Genomic DNA, 23,463 nt, shown 5'->3' on the forward strand with positions numbered 1-23,463 from the left:
CCTCTTTCTATTATGATACCAAATTAGCGGTATATTTATTACAAAAAACTCAAATCTTCTACTCATCAATATAAAAAAGGCTGCCAACAAGTTATATTTTTGTTGGCAGCCCGTTTCATTTAACTATTAAAATAACATAAAATGATTAAACAGATTCTACGTTACGATTAACTAATGCATTAACATTTTCAATGATTGTACCACTTACAACACGACCAGGTAATTTATTCAAGTTAACTGATAAATCTTGGTCTTTTTTAACATCATATGAAATATTTCTTGCGAAGTATTTCATTGATTCTTCCATAATAATAAGCGTCATCCATTCACCAGCACAACGGTGGTTTGTATGATAATCTCCTCCACCTTGAGGAATTAAATCGAATGGACTACCATCCCAGTCGCTGAAACGGTTAGGATAGAATCTTTCAGGATTTTCCCATAAACCTTCTCTGTGTAATGTTCCGTAAATATCTAATACTAAGAACGTATCTTTTTCGATTGTATATCCTTCAAATTCGATATCAACCGCCGCTTTACCAGGTAAGAATGGTACGAACGGATAGAATCTTCTTATTTCTTGTACAAATTTGTAAGCATAGTCATCTTCGTTGTTGAAGACTTTTTCAGCTTCACCTGGATAATCATGTAGTGCTTTAACACCGAAACTAATAAAACGGTTAATCGCTACTAAAGGACGTACAACGTTCATTAAATCAATGGCACATAATCTAGAATCCATTAAGTTACCTTCGAAATCTTCCCAATGACTAAATTCATGTAAAGCTGTACCTTGTGGAGGTGTTAATTTACCTTCACGTACTGCAATAATTTGATTTTCAAGGAATGTTTCTACTCTAGCTCTAGCTTGTTTAGCTTCTCTATAACCTTTAAATACGGTACCGATATTTTTAAATGAATCAATCATTGTATCCATATCTTGCGCACAACTTTCGATTTCTTCTGGAGAAGCGATGATACCAGCCCATCTAAATCCTACTTTAGTTAATAGAATGATAGATTCTTTATAAACGTTTACTTCATCCATTCTTTCCATACGTTCAGTATTCATAAACCAAGTACTGCGTGTAAGTTCTCTTAAGTAATCTAAGTTTTCTTCAGTCATTAATGACATAAATAACGCTTTACGGTCTATATGTTTTTTACCACCTGTAGTATGTATAGCACCTTTACCAAATAAAGTGTTTACAACACGTTTAGGTAACGTTCCTTGTCTTTCAGTTAACTCATTGTTATAAAAAAGTTCTGCAGCTTCTTTACCACTTATAACTACTGTTCTTCTTCCGCCTAAAGCTCTTAATTCAAAAATGTTAGTATCGAATTTTTCTAGTCTATTTGGCACATATTTATAACCTTCTTTTAAAACCTTTAACGTACTATCAAGCCCACGATCTTTTGGTATTTGCTTACCCATAAAGTCATTGCCCCCTATAATTATTTTAAATTTCATATACTTATATATTATTTCATTTTCTAAGAAAATAATCAATCAACTACTATTATCAATTGAAAATTTTATATCTTTATCAACAATCGCATGTCTTTTTGACCATTCTATTAAAACCTCCGGGTATACTACTTCATCTTTAATTACTTTATTCATGTTCGCGATTGGAAACGTTAATACAAATCTCTGGTCAATCACTTCTTCTACTAAATTAAAAAATGATAGATTACCTTTAGTTGGACGTCCTACAAGATTAACGATTCCCGAATTTGCTACTTTATAAACGAGCCATTCAGCAGCATTTTCAGTATCTTTATCAATTAATACCGTTATATTTTCAAAGCGACTAAGACCGATAAAATCGATTTTATTTTCATCAAAATATTTCCAGTCGCCATATGGTTGATCAATTAAATTCTGATAGAATGCTTGCTCATTCATTTCTTCACATTGTTTAAACAAGCGTTCTAATTTATGCTTGTACAATGATTTATGACGCTCATGTTCAATTACAACATGCGTATCACGTGTCTGTATACATTCTTGAGTACCGATTTCATAAAAATAAGGCATCAGAAATTCTGCAATACTTAGTTTATCAAATTTTGCACCTCTAAAATCAAATGTTATTTTCTTTGATTCATGTTGAACTTTAGATAAATGATATAAAGCTTCAACAGCTTGTTCAAACGTAATATTGCCTACGAATTCTACAATAGGAACACCATCTCTCGTATATACATTCACAATATGATCAGAATTCAACGGATATTTTTTTAATTCAAAATGGTAATTTTGATTCCCTCTCTTAACATCTACTTCATTTTGAAAGGTCAAAATATGCCCCCACTCTTCACGATGGTATGGCTCATCTCCTAATAAACGGTTATATCGTTTCCTGCAAAAAGCAATAGGATCTCCTGATAAAGCTACAATTTCATCACCCACAACAAAACGAATATCATCCAATACTTCCGTTACGACTAAAGCATCTTTAGTCGCTCTTACTTTAATACCAACTTGTTGTGCAAGTTCTTTTAAAGATTTTATATTTGTATTTAATAACCCAACTTCATAGAAATAATTGTTCATCACTTCAATAAACACTTGATCAGTTAATTGGGGTGAGGTAAAGATATTCTTATATTCATTATAGATACGATACTGCTCATCTACATTATCAATAGCATGTTCAATCTGTTTATGGACATATTCATATAAAGACACATATGGAAGCATATACTCACCTCGTATTCATTTCCTAAATTTTACTAATAACAGCCTATTAAATCAACAAAAGTTATAAAAAATATAAAAAAAACACCCAATCCGAAAATGATTCCAACGGATTGGGTGTTTTATTTTATATTGGGATTTATGTCGCAAACTCTTTAAATTCATTAAAAATCATCGTAATCAATTGTATTACTTTCTATTTCTTTACCGTCTACTTCTACAAGATATTCGGCTGATTTCCCTTTTGGAATCGTGAAATTAATACTTCTTGTTGTATCTTTTTTAATCGTAAATGAATCTGATACATCTTTAATATCATTAGATTTATCTTTTACGAATATTTCTACTTTTTGACCCTTTTTCTCATCTGAGCCTGTAAATGGTATATAAACAGATTGTGTGTAAGTTTTATCTCTTATACTATCGTTATCATCGTCGGACTTATCCTTCGATTTATCTTTATCTGTTTTAGACGCTTTGCCTTTAGAAACATCAAAATAAATAGTTGATTCTATTGGCAATTGATCATTTTTGTATGACTGTTTCACAATTGTATCTGCTGGTTCGTCACTATCGACATCTTTAGTTTCAACTTTAAAGCCTAATGATTCTAGTTCAGAGGTTGCTGTGCTAATGTCCTCACCAGTGTAATCTTTTACATACTCTTGTTGAACACCTATTGATTTCGTTAATATAATCATTGTATCTTTAGGTACAACCTTACTGCCGGGCTCTATATTTTGGTTAATAATTGTCCCGTTCTCTGCTTTATCATATTGTTCTTTAATACGAACAGCTTCAAAACCTTGATTTTCTAACTGCTTTTTAGTTTTGTCAGCAGTTTTACCTACATAATCTTCTACTGTAAACGTCTTAACACCTTTAGAAATGACTAAGTCTACTTTAGACATTTCTTTTACTTTCGCACCAACTTTAGGCGTAACTTTCATGACTTCGCCTTCTTTGAAATTATTACTAAAAGCTTCGGTGATTTCACCTTTGCGCAATCCTTTTTCATCTAATATTGCGGTTGCTTCACCTCTAGATTTACCTAACAAGTTTGGCACATCTTCGTATTTTGGTGCAGTTATTGCAAATCCTATTGCACCGACCAACATACACATTAAAAGGATAGGTATAAAGACAATCAACCATTTATTCCTTTTACGCTTAGGTTTTTCGTTTCCATGCTGTACGTTGCTATTCGTTGCACTTTGACTAGCTACAGCTGCTGCAACTGGTACTGTTTTAGTTTGGTCTTCTGTTTCATTTGCATTAACAATGGGAATCGCCTTAGTTTCAGAACTTGTATCATATCTCGGCGTTTCATCTTTTCGTTCTTCATCTAACGCAGTTAGAAGATCATAGTACATTTCATTTGTATCACGATATCTCAATGTCTTTTCTTTTTGTGTTGCTTTCATGATGACATTTTCTATACTTTGAGGTATAGATGGTCTTTCTTTTCTAATAGATGGAAGTTCTTCTTGAATATGTTTAATAGCAACACTAACTGGCGTTTCTCCATTGAATGGTGGATGACCTGTTAACAGCTCAAATAACACAATACCTATTGAGTATATATCTGAAGATTCATCTGTAGATTGACCTTTAGCTTGTTCAGGCGACAAATATTGAACTGACCCCATTACATGGTTCGTTTCCGTCAATGCCGTTTCACTTAAAGCTCTCGCAATACCAAAGTCTAATATTTTTAACGTATCGTTTTTAGTCATTAAAATATTTTGAGGTTTAATATCTCTATGAATAATTCTATGATGATGTGCGTGTCCGATGCCTTTTAATATTTGAAGCGTCATTTCAACTGCTTCTTCAGCTGATAATTTACCTTCTTTACATAAATACTCCTTTAAAGTAGGACCATCTATATATTCCATCACGAGGTAATAACAATTATCATCCTCTTCAACATCTAACACATTTACGATATTGCTATGACTTAAAATAGTTGTATTTTGAACTTCTCTTTCAAAACGTTCAACTGCTTTTTCTTTTTCATATGGCGGTATATTGATGACTTTAATTGCTACGTCGCGATTTAAGATATTATCTTTCGCTAAATAGACATTACTCATTCCACCGCCACCTAAATATCTCACAAATTCATAGCGTCCGGCGATTATGCGACCTATCATATTTTCCCACCTTCAAATGGGCATAATACTAACGAAATATTATCTTTACCTTCAGCTTCAATCGTTTCTTCTATAAGCGTTTCACCTATATCATCCGTTGAACCTTTATGTGACATAATAATTTGTTGTACATCTTCTTCATGTAAATAGTCTGTTAATCCGTCAGAATTTAATAAAAGATAGTCATAAAATTTAGTATTATAATAAAAAACATCTGGTTTTACGCGTTTATCTGTACCCATTACTTTCGTTATAATATTTCTTTGAGGATGTGTAAAAGCCTCTTCTTTTGTAATTTCTCCAATCGTAACAAGATGATTAACAAATGTATGATCATTTGTTAATTGCATCATTTCACGACTATTAACCAAGTAAGCACGTGAATCACCTATATTAGCCACAACGATATCTTTTTCGTAAACTAATACACAAACACAAGTTGTGCCCATGCCTTTGTATGCTTCGTTGTCCATAGACTCGTTATATAATTGTCTATTAATATCAGCAAGGTTGGATTTTAACCAATTTTCTGCATGATCATATTCAATATAATTTTCCTCTTCGAATCTATCTTTAAGTGAATTATTCACAAATTGACTTGCAACTTCACCTGCAGCGTGTCCACCCATACCATCACAAATCACTAATAATACTTGTCCAGTTTGGTTAGTATAAATACCACCTGCATCTTCATTTTGTTCTCGAAATTGACCGACATCTGTAAAAAAACGTGCTTCCATGATTTCTTACCTCGTTTCTTCTTTTCGCTCTTTTGCTCTTAGTTGTCCACATGCAGCATCAATATCTGCACCTTGATTACGTCTTATTGTAGCATTTATGCCATTTCTTTTTAATTCTTTTTCGAATTTAAAGATATCTTCTTTTGGCGTTTTAACATAGTCACGTTCTGGTACGTGGTTAACTGGAATTAAGTTAACGTGACAATTTAAATGTTTGATTAATTTAGCTAATGCTTTCGCGTGATGCACTTGGTCGTTCACGCCACCAAATAAACCATATTCAAAAGTGATTCTTCTGTTAGTTTTGTTGACATAATATTCTATAGCTTCCATTAATTTATCTAAATCATACGCTCTATTAATTGGCATTAATCTTGAACGTGTTTCATTATCTGCAGCATGTAAGCTCAATGCAAAATTAATCTGAAGTGATTCATCAGCGAAATCGTAAATTTTAGGAATAATACCTGATGTAGATACTGTAATATGACGTGCGCCAATATTCAACCCTTTATCATGATTGATAATCTTTAAGAAGCCCATCATTTCGTCATAATTTTCAAATGGCTCACCAATACCCATAATAACTACTTGACTTACACGTTCATCTGTTTCATCTAAAGCTTTTTGAACCGTTAATACTTGTGCAACAATTTCTCCTGCTTCAAGGTTACGTTTCAATCCTCCAATAGAAGATGCACAGAATGTACATCCAATTCTACAGCCTACTTGTGTTGTAACACATACTGAATTTCCGTATTCATGTCTCATTAAAACAGTTTCAATTGTATATCCATCTTGTAGTTCAAATAAGAATTTAATTGTACCGTCTTTACTTTCTTGTTTAACTGCTACTTCTAACGTCGTAATTTCAAATGAATTAACGAGTTTATCTCTTAATTCTTTTGATAAGTTAGTCATCTCACTAAAAGCATTTACTCTTTTAACGTATAACCAATCAAAAATTTGTTTAGCTCTAAATTTCGGTTCTAATTGTTCAATTAACCAATCTTCTAATTCTCCTAATTCTAAAGAGTATATAGAAGGTCTTTCGAAGTTTGGCATAAACTTATTGCGTTTTTTCTGTATCGCTGGCATATTATCTTTCCTTTCGCTTAATTTTAGTAATAAAGAAACCGTCTGAATTATAATCTTGTGGTAATAATTGTAATGTTTTTGTCTCTTGATTGGTTCTTGGATCATTAAATAGAGCAAACTCAAATTCCGGATTTGCTTTTAAGAATGAGTAAACGACATTTTCATTTTCCATTTGTTCAATCGTACATGTTGAGTAAACAAGCTCGCCACCCGGTGCTACCGATTTACTTGCATTTTCCAAAATTTTCAATTGTAAATGCCATAAAGATTCTACGTCTTTAGCCGTTTTGTCGTATTTTATTTCTGGCTTTCTTCTCATAACACCGAATCCACTACAAGGCGCATCAACAAGTACATAATCATATGTTTTATCAAAAGGTTGTGTTGCGTCATGAACATCTGTTGTAACATTATTCAATCTTAATTTTTTTATATTAAAATCAATTAAATCAATTTTATGTGGGTAAATATCATAAGCATCAACTTGACCAGTTTGATTCATCATTTCTGCTATATGACAAGTCTTCCCACCTGGAGCACTACATGTATCTAATACAGTACTGTTTTCTTTCGGATTTAAAATTTCTGCTACAAACATTGAACTCTTATCTTGGACGGATAATAATCCATCTTTGAATAATCGATCATTGACGATTGGTTCACCTTTAATGTGTAAACATCTTTCGATATCTTTATCCATTTGGACAGTATAACCATTACTTTCTAATCTTTCAACTGCATCGTCAATCGATATTCTTGTCGTGTTCACTCTAACAGTCGTATCAGGTGGTGTTAAGCTTAATAAACACATTTCTCTCGTTTTCTCATAACCAAAGTGTGTAATCCAATGTTTTGTTAACCATAATGGTACACTTCCTTCGATAGATAATTTTTTATCATCGTGCTTAATCTCATCTAAAGTTCTGAGTGGAGATGACATGAAGTTTCTAAGTATTGCATTAATTGCTTTACTGTTATGCAAGTCACCACGGTCTTTTGCAATATTAACCGCTTCGTTAATGATTGCATGATTAGGTACTTTATCTAAATACACAAATTGGTATGCGCTCATAATTAATAAACGTTTCATCCAACCTTTTAACTGTGTTTGAATAAAAGGTTCTATTAAGTATTCTAAAGTGATTTTTCTTTGTAACGTACCATATACTAGTTCAGTTAATAACCCAACATCTTTTTTAGAAATAGCTTCATTTTTAATCGCTTCATTAAGTTGTAGATTACTATATGCCTCGCCTGTCAGCACATCATCTAGTATCGTTAATGCAACATATCTTACATTAAATTTCATCATATTAATTTAGTCCCATCAATTTTTGATTGCAATCCGCTTAAATAATCACGTGATTTAACACGTTTTTTACCAGCTAATTGTATTTCAGTTAAAGCAACGCCATCTTCAGATCCAGTCGCAACAATAATCAATTCTTTTGTCGTTTCTACAATTTCTCCAGGTTCGCCTTTAACATTTTCAACGATTTCGCTTCTCCACAATTTCAAGTTCTTATCATTCATTGTTGTATAAGCAACCGGCCATGGAGATAATCCTCTTATATGATTGTGAATAGATTGTGCATCTTTAGTCCAATCAATTCTTTCATCTTCTCTTGAAATATTAGAAGCAAAACTTACTAAAGATTCATCTTGAGGTATGCTTTCGTTTGTTCCATTAAAAATAGTAGGTAAAGTTCGTTTCAATAACTCTGTACCAAGTACTGCTAGTTGATCATGAACATCTCCTACTGTATCGTTCTCTTTAATATCAATCTCGTCTTGACTAATAATGTTACCGGCATCTAACTTTTCTGCCATATACATAATTGTGACACCTGTTTTCTTTTCGCCATTCATCACTGCATAATGAATCGGTGCACCACCTCTATATCGAGGTAGTAAAGAAGCATGTACGTTGACCGCTTTATATTTCGGCGCATCAAGTAATGACTTAGGCAACAATTGGCCAAACGCAGCAGTTACAATTAAATCAGGTTTCAAATTAATAATTTCTTCTAATTCAGAAGAGTGATTTAATTTTTCAGGTTGATAAACTGGGATATCATGTTTAATCGCTACTTCTTTTACAGGAGGAGGCGTCAAGACTTTCTTTCTGCCTACAGGACGATCTGGTTGAGTAACAACAGCAATGACATCATGCTCTTCGATAAGCATTTCTAAAACACCTGTAGAAAAATCAGGCGTACCCATAAATACAATCTTACTCATCCTTATACATCTCCTCTAGTTCGTCTTCACTAATTTCTCTCGTCATTTTGTCAGTAAACAACTCACCGTATAGATGATCAACCTCATGTAAAATGATTCTAGCAACGTCATCATATGCCGTTAGTTCAACTTCATTACCATTTAAATCGTTACTACTCACAACAATCATCTTACTTCTATTAACTTCTCCAAATACACCCGGAACACTCAAGCAACCCTCAACGTCCGCTTCAATTTCCTCAGATTGGGAAACAATCGTTGGATTGATAAGCTGCAAAATACCCTCTTGCTCCATATCAACAATCGCAACTTTAAGATCAACACCAATTTGAGGTGCTGCAATGCCGACACCATCATTTTCATACATTGTGTCTTCTAAATCAGAAATCAACGCTTTCAGTGATTCATCAAAAGTAACAACATCTTTAACTTCTCTATTTAACATTGGATTTGGTACCGTAACAAGTGGTTTTACAGCCATATCTATCGCTCCTTTTTAAAAACTCATCGTATAATTATAACGTAAATCAATATAAAAAGCGACAGAGAATATTTATCATCCGTCGCTTTTTATATAAGGTTAATTTTTAGTTCTATATAATAATGCATTTGCTCATATATTAATAACCTTCATTTTTTCAATGAACATCACACCTTTGACGTGAGGCCTATCTATAAATAAAAATTCCTAATTCAAAATGGTGATTCATTCTAGAAATAGATTATTGAATATTATAAAATCTATTTAGAATTACATATCATTCAAAACCAACATAGAAAGGACCACCATATGAAATCAAATGAATATATTGATTATATAACTGCTCTTGAAGGAAGAAGAATATTAAGTAAAGATGAAAGAACTGACTTGATGACTCACTATAATGGCAAGGAAGGTGAAGCGTATTTCAAGGCATTTTTAAATACTTTAGAAAACATATCATATATACATTCATTCGAGTTTGGTACAACGAACCATGTACAAATTGACTTTTTAGTTGCCACTCCTCATAAACTTTTTATTTTCGAAGTCAAACATTATAGAGATGAGTGGTACTTTGAAAATGGCACTTTAAAAAATAATTACGGTATAGTTACGAAATCTCCAATAACTCAAGTACAATATATGAAAAATGAGCTTCACAAATTATTACACGACTATGGCATCTTTTTAGAAATCGAATCCTTTATAGTTTTTACAAATCCCCAATTCATACCTGCTGGTAATTGGCCTCATGATCAAAACATCCTATTCTTAAATCAGCTTAATAAAATAGTGGCAATATTATCATCTGAACTCCCTAATAATAACCACCAAATTTTAAACTTACTTTTAGAACATGAATCAAAGCATTCCACATATTATCAAAAAGACTTTTTAACTTACTATAATTTGAATTTAGCCGGATTAAAATGTCCTTGCTGTAGAAAAATGCATACAATAAAAGTATTAGAACAAAAAGTACATTATAATTGCACATACTGTCATACAAGCATGACATGCGAAAAAATTGTATTATTCAATTTGAAAGAACTATATATTTTGAAAAGAGATAGTTTCACTTTAGAAGAAGCAATAACATGGTGTAGCCCAATCAGTAAATACAGAATCGCTCGTGTTTGCAACAAGCACTTTACATCTGGGACACGTAGAAATAGAAAGTTTTATTTAAAATAACAGATACGACTTTTTCATAAGTATTTCGAGTCACTCCTGCTAATAACTGTAGCCTTATTTGCATTTGTTCCACTTTTTGCTAATAACCGCTGCCTTATTTGCACTTCTTCCTATTTTTGCTTCTAACGATAGCCTTATTTGCACTTCTTCCTATTTTTGCTTCTAACGATAGCCTTATTTGCACTTCTTCCAACTTTTGCTTCTAACACTAGCCTTATTTGCACTTCTTCCACATTTTGCTTCTAACGATAGCCTTATTTGCATTTGCTCCAACTTTTGCTTCTAACACTAGCCTTGTTTGCATTTGCTCTACTTTTTGCTTCTAACTGTAGCCTTATTTGCATTTGCTCCTACTTTTGCTTCTAACACTAGCCTTATTTGCACTTCTTCCACTTTCTGCTTCTAACGTTAGCCTTATTTGCATTTGCTCTACTTTTTGCTTCTAACTGTAGCCTTATTTGCATTTGCTCTACCTTTTGCTTCTAACGCTAGCCTTATTTGCACTTTTTCCTACTTTTGCTAATAACCGAATCCTTATTTGCACTTCTTTCCTACATTACATCAACATTTGTGGATTGATATCAATCTCCAATGATAATTTGTCCTTCAAATATTGCTCATGGTAATAATCGTCTAGATATCTCAATGCTGTTAATAAGTCTGGTTCGTTTTTGAACTTTATAAGAATTTGGAATCTATGTTGATTGTTTATTCTTGATAACGGGCTTGGTGACGGTCCTAATACAAAGGATTGTGTTGTGACGTGTTGTACAAGTATTCCGTGAATATGCTTGGATGCTTGTAATACTTTTCTTTTATCGAAATGACTAATTGTTAAATTTACAAGATAGTAATATGGTGGATATTTACCGACTTGTCTAAATTTCATCTCTTTTTGATAAAATGATAAGAAGTCATTTTTCGTAACGTCTAGAATTGCGTAATGATCAGGGTTATACGTTTGAATCATTACTTCTCCTTGTTTTTCGTGTCTGCCTGCTCTACCTGCTACTTGTGTTAACAATTGGAATGTCTTCTCACTTGATCTAAAGTCTGGCAAGTTTAGCATCGTATCTGCATTAAGCACGCCTACTAAAGTGATGTTTTCAAAGTCTAAACCTTTCGCAATCATTTGTGTACCTAATAAAATATTGGCTTCTTGATTACCAAAAGCTGTTAGCAGTCTTTCATGTGCACCCTTTTTAGAAGTTGTATCGACATCCATTCTAATCACTTTAGCACGGTCAAAAGTTTCATAAATAATTTCTTCGACTTTTTGAGTACCTACACCCATTTGTCGAATATGTTCACTTTCACAACTCGGACATTTTTGTGGCATTGCTTCACTATATCCACAATAATGGCATTTCAAGTCATCATGAGTCTTATGATATGTTAAAGAAATATCGCAGTTTGGACATTGTGGCACGTGTCCACAATCTCTACATAATACGAATGACGAATGTCCTCTTCTATTTAAAAAGAGAACAATTTGCTCACCTTTATCAATTCTCTCTTGGATTGCTTCAGTTAAATCCTTCGAGAACATTGATCTATTGCCTTCTTGCAATTCTTCTCTCATATCGATCAATTCAATTTCCGGCATTTTTTGTTGATTTACGCGATCTGGCAATCCTAGATATTGATATACATTTCTTTCAGCTCGAGCAAAAGTTTCTAAACTAGGTGTCGCTGATCCTAATACTACTGGACAATTATGGTATTCACTTCGCCATATAGCGATTTCTCTAGCATGGTACCTCGGATAATCTTCTTGTTTATATGTTGCTTCATGTTCTTCATCTATAATAATGAGACCTAGTTTTTCAAATGGTGCAAAGACACTTGATCTAGCACCTACTGAAACACTTGCTTTACCATCTCTAATCTTTTGCCATTCATCATACTTTTCACCTTTGGATAGTCCTGAATGTAACACTGCTACTTCATCGCCAAAGCGCGCTTTAAAACGATTGACCATTTGTGGTGTTAACGCAATTTCAGGTACAAGCATGATTGCTTGTTCACCCTTTTTCAACACATTTTCAATGGTTTGCAAATAAACTTCTGTTTTACCTGAGCCTGTTACACCATGTAATAAGAAAGTCTTAGATTCATGTGCTTTAACCGCTTCATCAATTTGAGTAAACGCATCTTGCTGAGCTTCAGTTAAAGCTTTATTATGTTCTTTTTCAAATATACGATGTTCATATGGGTCTCTATTTACAATTGCTTCGAATTTTTCTAGAACTTGATTTCTAACTAGCGTATTTATACTAGAATTAGAAAAACCTTCTTCTTTTAAAGTTTTTAACATGACATCTTCATTTCTATGTTCAATTAAATAATTGATGATATCTAATTGTTTTTCTTTTTTACGCAAAGATTCAATGATTTCATCTAATCTGTCTGTCGGTAACAGTCTTACACATGTTGCGTATTTCCTCGTTAATTGTTGCCCAACGATTGTATCTTTCGTTAATGCTTCAGATTTCACATACCCTTCAAGTTCAGCTACAATTTGATAGTTTTGTGCTTGATCAAAAGTTAAAATGCCATCTTTATTAAAATGATTTAAGTATTCAGCTGGAATAGCTTCTGGGTCATTTACACAATAGACCTTTTGATATTTAGCTTTAACAGCACTTGGCAACATTATTTCTAAAGCGGAAATACGTCTAACAAGATGAAAATTAGACATCCATTCGCTTAATTCAATTAATTCTGCAGTTAATTCTGGTTTAAAATCTTTCACTCTAATAAGTGATTTCAATTTAGATTCATCAATATCACTTGATAATTCTTCACTGATGCCAATAACAAATCCTTGAATTTTTCTTGGACCAAAAGGTACTTCAACTCTAACGCCAACTTTAACAATATCTTCAATATCTTGGGGGATGATATAATCGAAAATTTTGTCGACATTTTTAGCTGGAATATCCACTACAACATTTGCAATCAATCTTCCCACCTACTAGTGATTTCATTTAATATTTTAAAAGCTATTTTTTGTTTTGATTCTTTAGCTAAAGGTACACGATCTCCGTTTGCAAAAAACATTTCTACTTCATTGTCTGATGATCTAAATCCAATTTCTTGGTTCGCTACATGATTAGCAACGATTACATCAGCATTTTTCTTTTTCAGTTTACCCATAGCATAAGCTTCAACATTATCTGTTTCGGCAGCGAATCCAACTAAATATTGTTGTTCTTTATGTTCCCCTAAATATTTCAATATATCTGTTGTTCTTTTAAAAGTAAGTTCTAAATCGCCGTCTTTCTTTTTCATTTTGTTATCTGACTTTTCAACGGGTGTATAATCTGCAACAGCCGCCGCTTTAATAATCATATCCATATCATGCATTCTCGCTTTTACTGCTTGAAACATTTCTTCAGCGCTTGAAACTTGAATAAACTCTAACCCTGTTGGTTGCGTTAAATTTGTCTCACCGCTGACTAATATGACATTTGCCCCTAAATCTCTTGCTGCTTCCGCTAAAGCATATCCCATTTTACCGCTTGAACGATTTGTGAAATATCTTACTGCATCTACTTTTTCTACTGTCGGACCAGCTGTAACTAAAACATTTTTCCCTTGAAGTGCGAATGTTTGTGGATTTTTTTGTTCTTTAAAATAATCATCTATAATTGTTAATATAGTAATGGGTTCTTCCATTCTACCTTTTGCAACATAACCACATGCTAAATAACCCTCTCCGGGTGCAATAAATTTATATCCGTAACTTCTTAGACGTGACATATTTTCAACGGTTGCAGGGTGCTCAAGCATATGCACGTTCATAGCAGGTGCAATAAATACTGGAGCAGTTGTTGCAAGTAAAGTGGAAGTCACCATATTATCAGCAAGACCATTTGCTAACTTGCTAATTGTATTTGCTGTAGCTGGTGCGATTATGACAGCGTCTGCCCAGTCAGCTAACGTTATATGTTGAATTTCACTTACATCTTTTTCATCAAAAGTATCTGTATAAACATGATTACGACTAATTGCTTGAAAAGCTAATGGTGTAACAAATTGTTGTGCATGCTCTGTTAACATCACGCGAACACAATAACCATTTTGAGTTAGTTTACTCGTTAAATCTATAGCTTTATAGGCAGCTATACCACCCGTTACAGCTAGAAGTATATTCTTCATTTGTGTACTCCTCCGATAAATTCGATTCTTAATCTTAATATTTATTATACATCCTTTAAAATAGACTGTCATGAATCTAAATTACATCATTTCATTTAAATAAAAAAAGACCTTTTATGAATGGCTATAATTCCCATTCATAAAAGGTCTTCAGTAAATAATGATCATTAGTCTTCTAGTTTAGCATACACTTTATGTGCTGCGATTTCTTCGAGTGCTTGACCTACATTTTTAAGTGAACGATATTCATCTAATAATAAACTATCAGGATGTTCTTGCAATTCGCGTGCTCTTTTAGCTGCAGTTGTTACAACTAAATATTTAGAATTAATACTGTCTTTTAATTCATTTTGTGGTGGATATAACATTATTTCTTTGCCTCCAATATCATTTTTCTATAGCGTGCTTCAACTCGTTCTCTTTTTAAATGTTCTGCTTCTACGATTGATTGAATACGTGCTTTAGCTAATTCAACTTCATCGTTCACAACAACATAATCGTAAAGATTCATCATTTCTACTTCTTTACGTGCTTCTAAAATACGATTTTTGATGATTTCATCTGACTCAGTACCGCGTCCGACCAATCTTTCTTTCAAATGTTCTAAACTCGGCGGTGCTAAGAAAATAAATAATGCCTCAGGAAATTTCTTTCTAACCTGTTTAGCACCTTCAACTTCGATTTCTAAAAATACATCATAACCTTTATCCATCGTATCTCTTACATATTGTACTGGCGTACCATAGTAATTACCTACATACTCAGCATACTCTATAAATTGATCATCAGCAATTAAAGCTTCGAATTCTTCTCTAGATTTAAAGAAATAATCTAAACCATCTGTTTCACCTTGGCGCATCTTTCTCGTTGTCATAGAGATAGAATATTTAAAATCAGTACTTGGATCATCAAAGATTGATTTACGTACCGTTCCTTTACCAACTCCAGATGGGCCAGAGAGCACTATCAGTAACCCTTTTTCAATGTTCATGTCAAACGACCTTTCCTAATGAATACTAACGATTTATTATCATTTTGTTTTTTATATCTTACCATATTTCATTTCTATATGGCTAGAGAGGTTGTAAAGATTAAACAGAATTATACTCATTTAACCCCTAACATGTTACAATAAATTGACTTTTGATAAAGGTGGAAATGCAAATGGCTTTTGATGGCTTATTTACAAGAAAGATTGTTGAAGATATTCAATCGCTCGTTACAGGGCGAATTCATAAAATTACTGAACCAAGTTCAGATACAATTATTTTAACAATTCGAAGTGAAAGAAAAAACAAACAATTATTATTATCGACACATGCTAATTTTAGTCGATTTCATTTAACTACAGAAAAATATGACAATCCATTTGACCCACCAATGTTTTTAAGAGTGTTACGAAAACATTTAGATGGTGGTATTGTACAAAGTATTACGCAAATTGGAAACGATAGATTAGTAGAAATCGATATTCATTCAAGAGATGAAATTGGTGATTTAAGAAAACGTACTATTATATTAGAAATTATGGGCAGACATAGTAACATCATTTTAGTTGATGGAGAACGTAAAATTATTGATGGTTTTAAACACCATACGCCTAATACGAATACTGCTCGTACAATTATGCCTGGGTTCAAATATGAATATCCACCTACTGTAAAAAAACTTAATCCTTTTGAAGTAGAAGATATTAATAAATATATTGATTTTAATTCAGGAAAAATAGATCGACAACTATTACAACAGTTTGAAGGCTTTAGTCCACTTATAACAAAAGAGATTGTTTCTAGAAGACCGTTTATGAATCAAGAAACATTAGTAGAATCTTTTAATGAAGTGATGAACGAAGTAAAACAATCACCTAAACCTGTTATATATCGTGATGATTCAATAAGTAAAGAAACTTTTTATTTCATGCCGTTACACTCATACGGAAATGATTATATGACATTTGACACGATTCATGAATGTTTAGATCGATTTTATGAATCACGTGGCGAAAGAGAACGCGTGAAACAACGTGCACTTGACTTAGTGAAAATAGTTGATCAGCATTTACAAAAAAATCGTCATAAATTAGAAAAATTAATTAATGAAAAAGAAGCTGCGCGTACTAAAGACGAACAACAATTATATGGTGAATTAATCACAGCCAATATGTATCAAATTAAACAAGGCGATAAAACTTTAGAAACAATCAATTATTATAATAATGAACCTATATCCGTACCTTTGAATCCAACTAAATCACCTTCAATGAATGCGCAGTCTTATTACAAACAATATAATAGACTTAAGACAAGAGAAATTGAATTAAAAAAACAAATCAAACTTACTCAGTCTAATATTTTATATTTCGAGTCTTTAGAGCAACAACTTGCGCATATATCTGTAGAAGATATAGATGATATAAGAGAAGAATTAGAAGATCAAGGTTTTGTCAAAAAACGTAAAAGTAAGAAAAAGAAAAAATCAAACAAAATTACAATTACGACATTCATTTCATCGGATGGCCAAACGATATTACTTGGTAAAAATAATAAACAAAATGATTATTTAACACATCGAGTAGCTCGAAAAAATCAATTATGGTTCCATACGAAAGATATTCCAGGTTCACACGTTGTCATTCAAGAAGATGAGCCAACACAAACAACAATAGAAGAAGCGGCAATGATTGCTGCATATTATTCTAAAGCAAGTCAATCTGGACAAATACCTGTAGACTATACTACTGTCAAAAACGTCCACAAACCAAGTGGCGCGAAACCAGGTTTTGTAACATATGACAACCAAACAACACTTTACGTCACAACAGATTATGACGATATTAAAAAATTATTAAAATAATAAAATAAATCACCCAAACCGTTAGATTCATTTTCGGATTGGGTGATTTTTATTTTGCTGATTTTATTTTGTAAAGTGCATGCTTGCCTACATGCATATTTATTGTTGTTCAGGTAATGCTAATTGGAAATTAACGCCATATTTATCTTGTACCCATGCAAATTCTCTAAAAGTTGGAGGTAATTCAGTTTTTGGCATAAGAATAGCGCCACCTGATTTTAATTTTGAATAAAGATTGTCCATTTCTATCGCTGATTCACATGTTACATACAACGACATTGCTGGATTCATTTCAATTTCTACACCATTACTTTGATCAATCGCCATAAAGATTTGTCCATTTATTTTGAAAATAGAATGTTGTACTGTACCTGGTTCTCCAGGGCCATCCTCGCCATATTTAACCATGGTTAATATTTCACTGTCTTGAAAAATGGATGTATAAAAGTTAATAGCTTCTTCTGCTTCACCATTAAACATTAAAAAGGTCGTTATTTTTGGTATCATATAATGAACACTCCAATATCATATTTTAAAAATTTCTTATATCTTTTAGTATAATCGTAATAAGAGCCAAAGACAAAGGAGAGATTTTATGTCATTTTCATTATTGTTACCTACCGTCATCATGCTCGCTGTTATTATAATCGGGTATGTCTTCATTAAACTATTTATGGACTAGTGTTATACAAAAAGCCACGATGCAAAATCAAATTTTGCATCGTGGCTTTTAATTATTTTATTTAATAGCTTATAAATCGATTCCGAACAACCAAGGTACCATAAATAATACGAAGCCAACGATAATAACACAACTGATTAAGTTTAACCAAAATCCTGTTGTAGCCATTTCTCGTATTGTCACTTTATCTGTACCGAATACAATTGCGTTTGGTGGCGTACCTACTGGTAACATAAACGCACAGTTTGCTGCCATTGCAGCTGGAATCATTAATGCTAAAGGATGCACATTTATACCTACTGCTATTGTAGCTAATATCGGTAATATCATTGTAGCAGTAGCTGTATTGGATGTGATTTCTGTTAGGAATAATACAAATAACGTTACAATAGAGATAATTAAAATGATATTTATACCTTCTAATCCAGAAATTTGTTTACCCATCCATTTATCTAATCCACTTTCTGTAATAGCTGATGCTAAAGCTAAACCTCCACCGAATAGTAATAAAATACCCCATGGTAAGTCTTTAGCAACTGACCAATCTAAAATTCTAGCAAATTTTCTTCTAGCCGGTATTAAGAATAAAATAACAGCTATAAACATAGATATCGTTCCGTCTTTAACTAATTCTGTGAAAGGTAACTGTGTTAATAAGAATTCTCTTGATACCCATAAAAATGCAGCTAAACAGAATAATGTAAATACAACTTTTTCTTCGTATGTTGTTTTACCTAATGCTTCTAATTCTCGCGTAATAATTTTTTTACCACCGGGCAATTCTTTCATATCATGTTTAAACATAACAAAATTTAAATATGCCCAAGTAATTGCTAATAGTATGATGACAGTCGGCACACCCATTACCATCCATTGCCCGAAACCTATTTCTTCACCAAATATTTTTTCATACTGACCTTTTAAAATAATTAAAGGAGGTGTTCCTATTAAAGTTCCAAGCCCACCTATCGTACCAGCATAACCAATACCTAAAACAAGTGATTTTTCAAATTGAGTTAAACTATGGTTTTCATTTCCATTGGCTGTAAGCTCATTAGCCTCTTTAATAATCGCCATACCAATTGGAATCATAATCATAACAGCCGCTGTATTTGATACAAACATTGAAAGTGCACCAGTTGCAATCATAAAGCCTAGTAAAATCCTACCAGTACTTGTACCTATACTTTTAATAATGACAAGTGCAATTCTCGTATGTAAATTCCATCTTTCCATCGCAATCGCAATAATAAACCCACCGAGGAATAAGAATATAATATCATTTCCATAAGCGCTAGATACTGTTTCACTATCCATTACGCCCCCTAATGGAAATAAGAATAAAGGCATTAAACTCGTAGCAGGAATTGGAATAGCTTCTGTTATCCACCATACTGCAATCCATAAAGTAGCTGCCATAACATATACACCAGTTTGACTTAATCCATCTGCCTTGAAAAATAGCAATATTACTAAAAATAGTAAAGGTCCTAATATCAATCCAATTAATTGAGCTGTATTATAAGCTTTCAATTCAGGATCCGGCTTATTTTGAGACTTTAATGCATCAGATGAAAAGAATTTCAACATCTCTTTAGTTCTTCCACTTTCTTTCCAAAGCTGTTCAGTAATTTTTTTCTTTTTATTACGCATATTATTACGCCCCCTTTAGTGTATTTGTTAACATTTTAACAAAGTTTATACAAAAGTAGTACTATTTTCTGAATATTCTATAATAATTATTCATAAAATCGAAAAAAAATTTACATATAACAAAAAAGGCTGAGACAATTTATTGTCCCAACCTCATCCTTAAGGAAACTTCAGCAAAGCTTTCCTATAGTGTCATGTGTTAATTTTGATGCTTTTGATCTTCAAAGAACCCTTTTTTCTCGAGTTCTTTTTTAATGCTTTTAAATATATTTTTGTCATCTAAATCATATCTTCTTTGTCTATTAACATTCGTATTATTTGAGTATCCAGTGCGTTCATACAAATTATGATCTCTTACTTTATAGTGATTAAAGTCAGTCGTTTTTTCAGAATCTTTTTTTAGAAAATCATTAATATGTCCCCATTTTTGTATCTGCTCTTCTTGTTCTTCTGCAGATAGTTTATGTTGGCTTTCCATAAAGACCCCCCTTATCTTGACTTTATTATAAAGTATCTTTCCACGCTTTTAAAGTTTTTATATCTTTATTTTGGATATACCCTTCTTTTTCAGCGACAGAAATAAGTTCATCATAATTTGATAGTGTATAGAAAGGAACATCAATTGATTTGAATGCTTCTTCTGCTTTTTTGATGCCATATGTAAAGATTGCGAAGACGCCTACAACTTCTGCACCATCTTCTACTAAAGCTTCTACAGCATTAATTGATGAGCCACCTGTAGAAATTAAATCTTCAATTACAACTACTTTTTTGCCTTTGCTTACAGCACCTTCGATTTGATTACCTTTACCATGGCCTTTACTTTTAGATCTCACATAACTCATCGGCAATCCTAATTGATCGGCTATGAATGCAGCATGTGGAATACCTGCTGTTGCCGTTCCTGAAATAATTTCAACATCTTGTGCATGTTCTTTAATTAATTCAATAAGTTCTTTATAAATCGTTTTTCTTATTTCTGGATAAGCTAAAGTGACCCTATTATCACAATAAATTGGTGACTTAATGCCAGAACTCCAAGTATACGGATTTTCAGGTGATAGTGTAACAGCTTTAATTTCTAATAGTGATTGCGCAATATTTTGTGTCATATATTATCCTTCCCATCTTTGTAATATTTCATGATATCGTGAAACTGGATTTTGATGCTGAGTGATAGAACGCCCAACCACTATATGTGTTGATCCAAAGCTTTTAGCATCTTCCGGTGTCGTTACTCTTTGTTGATCGTGCGTTTTGTCAGATTCTAAACGTATACCAGGTGTTACTTTTAAAAACGCTTTTCCGATATGTTCTTTAATAAGGTTTGATTCTAAAGGTGAACAAACGACACCATCTAAGCCTGCTTGTTGCGTCATTTTGGCAAAATGAACGACAGAATCTTCTACTGTTGTTTGGATGTTTTGCTCATTTCGCATTTGTTCTTCAGTCGTTGATGTTAATTGTGTAACAGCGATTAATTTGGCTTCTGGATTTGTTGAACGTAATCCTTCAAGTCCTGCTTCCATCATTTTCACGCCGCCAGCTGCATGTACGTTTATTAGATCAACATTATATTTACCTAACCCTTTTAAAGCGCCTTTTACTGTATTAGGAATATCATGTAGTTTTAAATCGAGAAAGATATCATGACCTCTATCTTTAATCATTTTTAAAGTTTCAGGACCATTTTGTAAATAGAGTTCCATTCCTACTTTCACAAAAAGGGGCTCGTCGAATAAATCTAGAAACTGTTCAACTTCTTCTAGAGTTGCAAAGTCTAAAGCGATAATTGGTGAATTTTTCATTTATTTCACAACTCCTTGTTGATTGTAAGTTCTTCCTTTAAGTTCAGTAATGTGTTGCACGCCAAGTTGATCGAGTAATGTTGGCAATTCATCTATAATATCTTTACAAACAGTAGGATTTTCGAAATTAGCTGTACCTACAGCGACTGCATCTGCCCCAACTGATATATAATCTATGACATCTTGAGCAGTTCTTACACCACCCATTGCGATGATTGGTATATCAACGTTTTGGCTAACTTCATAAACCATTCTCAACGCTACAGGTTTAATTGCAGGACCGCTTAATCCTCCAATTATATTGCTTATGATTGGCTTACCAGTCTTAGCATCTATTCTTAAACCAACTAATGTGTTGATCATCGTAATACCGTCTGCATACTCTGCAATTGCTTTAGCCATTTCAACGATATTCGTAACATTTGGTGATAATTTCACATATACCGGAACTTCTGAAACTGCTTTGACTTTTCTTGTTAACTCACGTGCTACTTCTGGTACTGTACCAAATTGTATGCCACCTTCTTTAACGTTCGGGCATGAAATATTCAATTCTAGTGCATGAACATTTGGCGCTTGTGAAATATGTTTAGCTACATAAACATATTCTTCTTCAGTTGAACCAGCCACGTTTGCAATAATCGGTACATCGAATTGTTCTAAAAATTTCAGTTCATGTTCTATTATATGCTGTACACCTGGATTCTGTAGACCTATCGCATTAATCATACCACTAGCTGTTTCAGCAACTCGAGGTGCTTCATTACCATATCTAGCATGTTGCGTTGCTGCCTTAATCATAATAGAACCGAGTTCAGACAAATCATAAAATTGGCTGAACTCTTTTCCAAATGCAAAGCACCCACTTGCTGGCATAACCGGATTTTTCAAATTCAAACCTGGCAAAGTTACATTTAATCTACTCATATGATCACAGCTCCTTTTTCAAATACTGGTCCATCTGTGCATACTTTAACATAACCCGCTTCATCATCAGTATGACAAACGCAAGCATAACAAGCGCCAATACCACAGCCCATGCGTTCTTCAAGTGAAATATAACCTTTAACATCACTTAATTGCTCTGTTAAAGCTTTAAGCATTGCTTTTGGTCCACAGCTATAAAAAATGTCGAAGGGTGTTTCGATATGATCAATAACAGTTGTAACAAATCCTTTAGTACCTAAGCTGCCGTCCACAGTTGCAATATACGTCTCACCTAGTGCATTAAATTCATCAATATAGAAAGCATCTTTATCGCTTTGGAATCCTAACACATGAATTGTCTTTATACCTCTTTGATTGAGCTGTTTGGATAATTCATAAAGTGGTGGCACACCAATACCGCCTCCTACTAATAAAGCAGTATTTTGTGCTTCTTCTACAGGAAATCCATTACCTAACGGTGCAATTACATCAATTGGATCACCTGATTTCAAAGTAGAAATCATTTCAGTACCATGACCTTCTCTTCTAAAAAGCATCGTGAAAGTGCCTTCTTCACGATTCACTTCGCAAATGGATATAGGTCTTCTCAACATATGTTCAGTACCTGTACCAGCTTTAATATGAACAAACTGTCCTGGTTTTTTCATGTTTTTCGTAAGATCTCCATGTACTTTCAATTCGAAGATGGCGTCTGCTATTTGATTGTTAGATACAACTGTCATTAATTTGGACATCATA

21 protein-coding genes are annotated in these 23,463 nt (G+C 33.0%); 2 read left to right on the plus strand and 19 right to left on the minus strand.

The features are described from left to right. Positions 1 to 145: 145 nt before the first annotated feature. The 8 genes from PYW35_RS08205 to def form a co-directional block, all read right to left on the minus strand. Positions 146 to 1,435: a cytochrome P450 gene (locus PYW35_RS08205; protein WP_016911561.1), complete on the minus strand. Its 1,290-nt coding sequence runs from the start codon at positions 1,433 to 1,435 to the stop codon at positions 146 to 148. A 75-nt stretch (positions 1,436 to 1,510) separates the two neighbouring features. Next, positions 1,511 to 2,707, minus strand: coding sequence for a hypothetical protein (locus PYW35_RS08210; protein WP_103323482.1), 1,197 nt, complete (start codon positions 2,705 to 2,707; stop codon positions 1,511 to 1,513). Between the two features lie 161 nt (positions 2,708 to 2,868). Continuing rightward, complete coding sequence (pknB, locus tag PYW35_RS08215) at positions 2,869 to 4,860, minus strand: Stk1 family PASTA domain-containing Ser/Thr kinase (protein ID WP_103323481.1); 1,992 nt, start codon at positions 4,858 to 4,860, stop codon at positions 2,869 to 2,871. Then, on the minus strand, positions 4,857 to 5,603 hold the full coding sequence (locus tag PYW35_RS08220) for a Stp1/IreP family PP2C-type Ser/Thr phosphatase (protein ID WP_103323480.1): 747 nt from the start codon (positions 5,601 to 5,603) through the stop codon (positions 4,857 to 4,859). The genes pknB and PYW35_RS08220 overlap by 4 nt, the downstream gene beginning before the upstream one ends. Positions 5,604 to 5,606: 3 nt before the next feature. Further along, the gene (gene rlmN, locus PYW35_RS08225) at positions 5,607 to 6,698 is read right to left on the minus strand and encodes a dual-specificity RNA methyltransferase RlmN (protein WP_103323479.1); all 1,092 of its coding nucleotides are present in this window, start codon (positions 6,696 to 6,698) and stop codon (positions 5,607 to 5,609) included. Between the two features lies 1 nt (position 6,699). Further along, positions 6,700 to 8,010 carry a 16S rRNA (cytosine(967)-C(5))-methyltransferase RsmB gene (gene rsmB / locus PYW35_RS08230; RefSeq protein WP_103323478.1) on the minus strand — a complete coding sequence of 437 codons (1,311 nt, stop codon included), beginning with the start codon at positions 8,008 to 8,010 and terminating at the stop codon, positions 6,700 to 6,702. After that, the gene (fmt, locus tag PYW35_RS08235) at positions 8,007 to 8,939 is read right to left on the minus strand and encodes a methionyl-tRNA formyltransferase (protein ID WP_016911567.1); all 933 of its coding nucleotides are present in this window, start codon (positions 8,937 to 8,939) and stop codon (positions 8,007 to 8,009) included. Before fmt ends, rsmB begins: the two co-directional genes overlap by 4 nt. Continuing rightward, on the minus strand, positions 8,932 to 9,420 hold the full coding sequence (gene def / locus PYW35_RS08240; protein WP_016911568.1) for a peptide deformylase: 489 nt from the start codon (positions 9,418 to 9,420) through the stop codon (positions 8,932 to 8,934). The genes fmt and def overlap by 8 nt, the downstream gene beginning before the upstream one ends. 309 nt (positions 9,421 to 9,729) lie before the next feature. On the opposite strand from def, the gene PYW35_RS08245 reads away from it, so the two are divergent. Next, positions 9,730 to 10,617 carry a nuclease-related domain-containing protein gene (locus PYW35_RS08245; protein WP_103322465.1) on the plus strand — a complete coding sequence of 296 codons (888 nt, stop codon included), beginning with the start codon at positions 9,730 to 9,732 and terminating at the stop codon, positions 10,615 to 10,617. Positions 10,618 to 11,173: 556 nt separating this feature from the next. Here the strand turns inward: PYW35_RS08245 and priA are convergent. The 4 genes from priA to gmk form a co-directional block, all read right to left on the minus strand. Next, positions 11,174 to 13,582, minus strand: a complete 2,409-nt coding sequence (priA, locus tag PYW35_RS08250) for a primosomal protein N' (protein ID WP_103322464.1) — start codon at positions 13,580 to 13,582, stop codon at positions 11,174 to 11,176. Further along, a complete protein-coding gene (gene coaBC / locus PYW35_RS08255; RefSeq protein ID WP_103322463.1) occupies positions 13,579 to 14,781 on the minus strand; it encodes a bifunctional phosphopantothenoylcysteine decarboxylase/phosphopantothenate--cysteine ligase CoaBC in 1,203 nt (400 codons plus the stop codon). Before coaBC ends, priA begins: the two co-directional genes overlap by 4 nt. Positions 14,782 to 14,948: 167 nt before the next feature. Beyond that, positions 14,949 to 15,149 (minus strand): DNA-directed RNA polymerase subunit omega, encoded by a 201-nt coding sequence (gene rpoZ, locus PYW35_RS08260; RefSeq protein ID WP_016911048.1) that lies wholly within the window; start codon positions 15,147 to 15,149, stop codon positions 14,949 to 14,951. After that, a complete protein-coding gene (gene gmk / locus PYW35_RS08265) occupies positions 15,149 to 15,772 on the minus strand; it encodes a guanylate kinase (protein WP_016911049.1) in 624 nt (207 codons plus the stop codon). The genes rpoZ and gmk overlap by 1 nt, the downstream gene beginning before the upstream one ends. Positions 15,773 to 15,945: 173 nt before the next feature. Between gmk and PYW35_RS08270 the strand changes: the two genes are divergently transcribed. Further along, complete coding sequence (locus tag PYW35_RS08270; protein WP_103322462.1) at positions 15,946 to 17,634, plus strand: Rqc2 family fibronectin-binding protein; 1,689 nt, start codon at positions 15,946 to 15,948, stop codon at positions 17,632 to 17,634. Between the two features lie 99 nt (positions 17,635 to 17,733). On the opposite strand, the gene PYW35_RS08275 is transcribed toward PYW35_RS08270, so the two are convergent. From PYW35_RS08275 to PYW35_RS08305, 7 genes are all read right to left on the minus strand, one after another. Then, positions 17,734 to 18,141, minus strand: a complete 408-nt coding sequence (locus PYW35_RS08275) for a VOC family protein (RefSeq protein ID WP_016911051.1) — start codon at positions 18,139 to 18,141, stop codon at positions 17,734 to 17,736. Between the two features lie 244 nt (positions 18,142 to 18,385). Continuing rightward, the gene (locus PYW35_RS08280; protein ID WP_204107831.1) at positions 18,386 to 19,969 is read right to left on the minus strand and encodes an SLC13 family permease; all 1,584 of its coding nucleotides are present in this window, start codon (positions 19,967 to 19,969) and stop codon (positions 18,386 to 18,388) included. A gap of 199 nt (positions 19,970 to 20,168) precedes the next feature. Next, entirely contained in the window at positions 20,169 to 20,447 is a 279-nt protein-coding gene (locus PYW35_RS08285) for a hypothetical protein (RefSeq protein ID WP_103322461.1), read from the minus strand. A gap of 25 nt (positions 20,448 to 20,472) precedes the next feature. Continuing rightward, complete coding sequence (gene pyrE / locus PYW35_RS08290; protein ID WP_103322460.1) at positions 20,473 to 21,081, minus strand: orotate phosphoribosyltransferase; 609 nt, start codon at positions 21,079 to 21,081, stop codon at positions 20,473 to 20,475. 3 nt (positions 21,082 to 21,084) lie between these two features. Then, positions 21,085 to 21,777 (minus strand): orotidine-5'-phosphate decarboxylase, encoded by a 693-nt coding sequence (gene pyrF, locus PYW35_RS08295; RefSeq protein WP_103322459.1) that lies wholly within the window; start codon positions 21,775 to 21,777, stop codon positions 21,085 to 21,087. Next, on the minus strand, positions 21,778 to 22,704 hold the full coding sequence (locus tag PYW35_RS08300) for a dihydroorotate dehydrogenase (RefSeq protein ID WP_016911056.1): 927 nt from the start codon (positions 22,702 to 22,704) through the stop codon (positions 21,778 to 21,780). Then, positions 22,701 to 23,459 (minus strand): dihydroorotate dehydrogenase electron transfer subunit, encoded by a 759-nt coding sequence (locus tag PYW35_RS08305; RefSeq protein WP_103322458.1) that lies wholly within the window; start codon positions 23,457 to 23,459, stop codon positions 22,701 to 22,703. Before PYW35_RS08305 ends, PYW35_RS08300 begins: the two co-directional genes overlap by 4 nt. Between the last annotated feature and the right edge of the window lie 4 nt (positions 23,460 to 23,463).

Origin of the sequence: Mammaliicoccus vitulinus (genome assembly GCF_029024305.1) — a bacterium.
GTDB classification, from domain to species: Bacteria; Bacillota; Bacilli; order Staphylococcales; family Staphylococcaceae; genus Mammaliicoccus; species Mammaliicoccus vitulinus.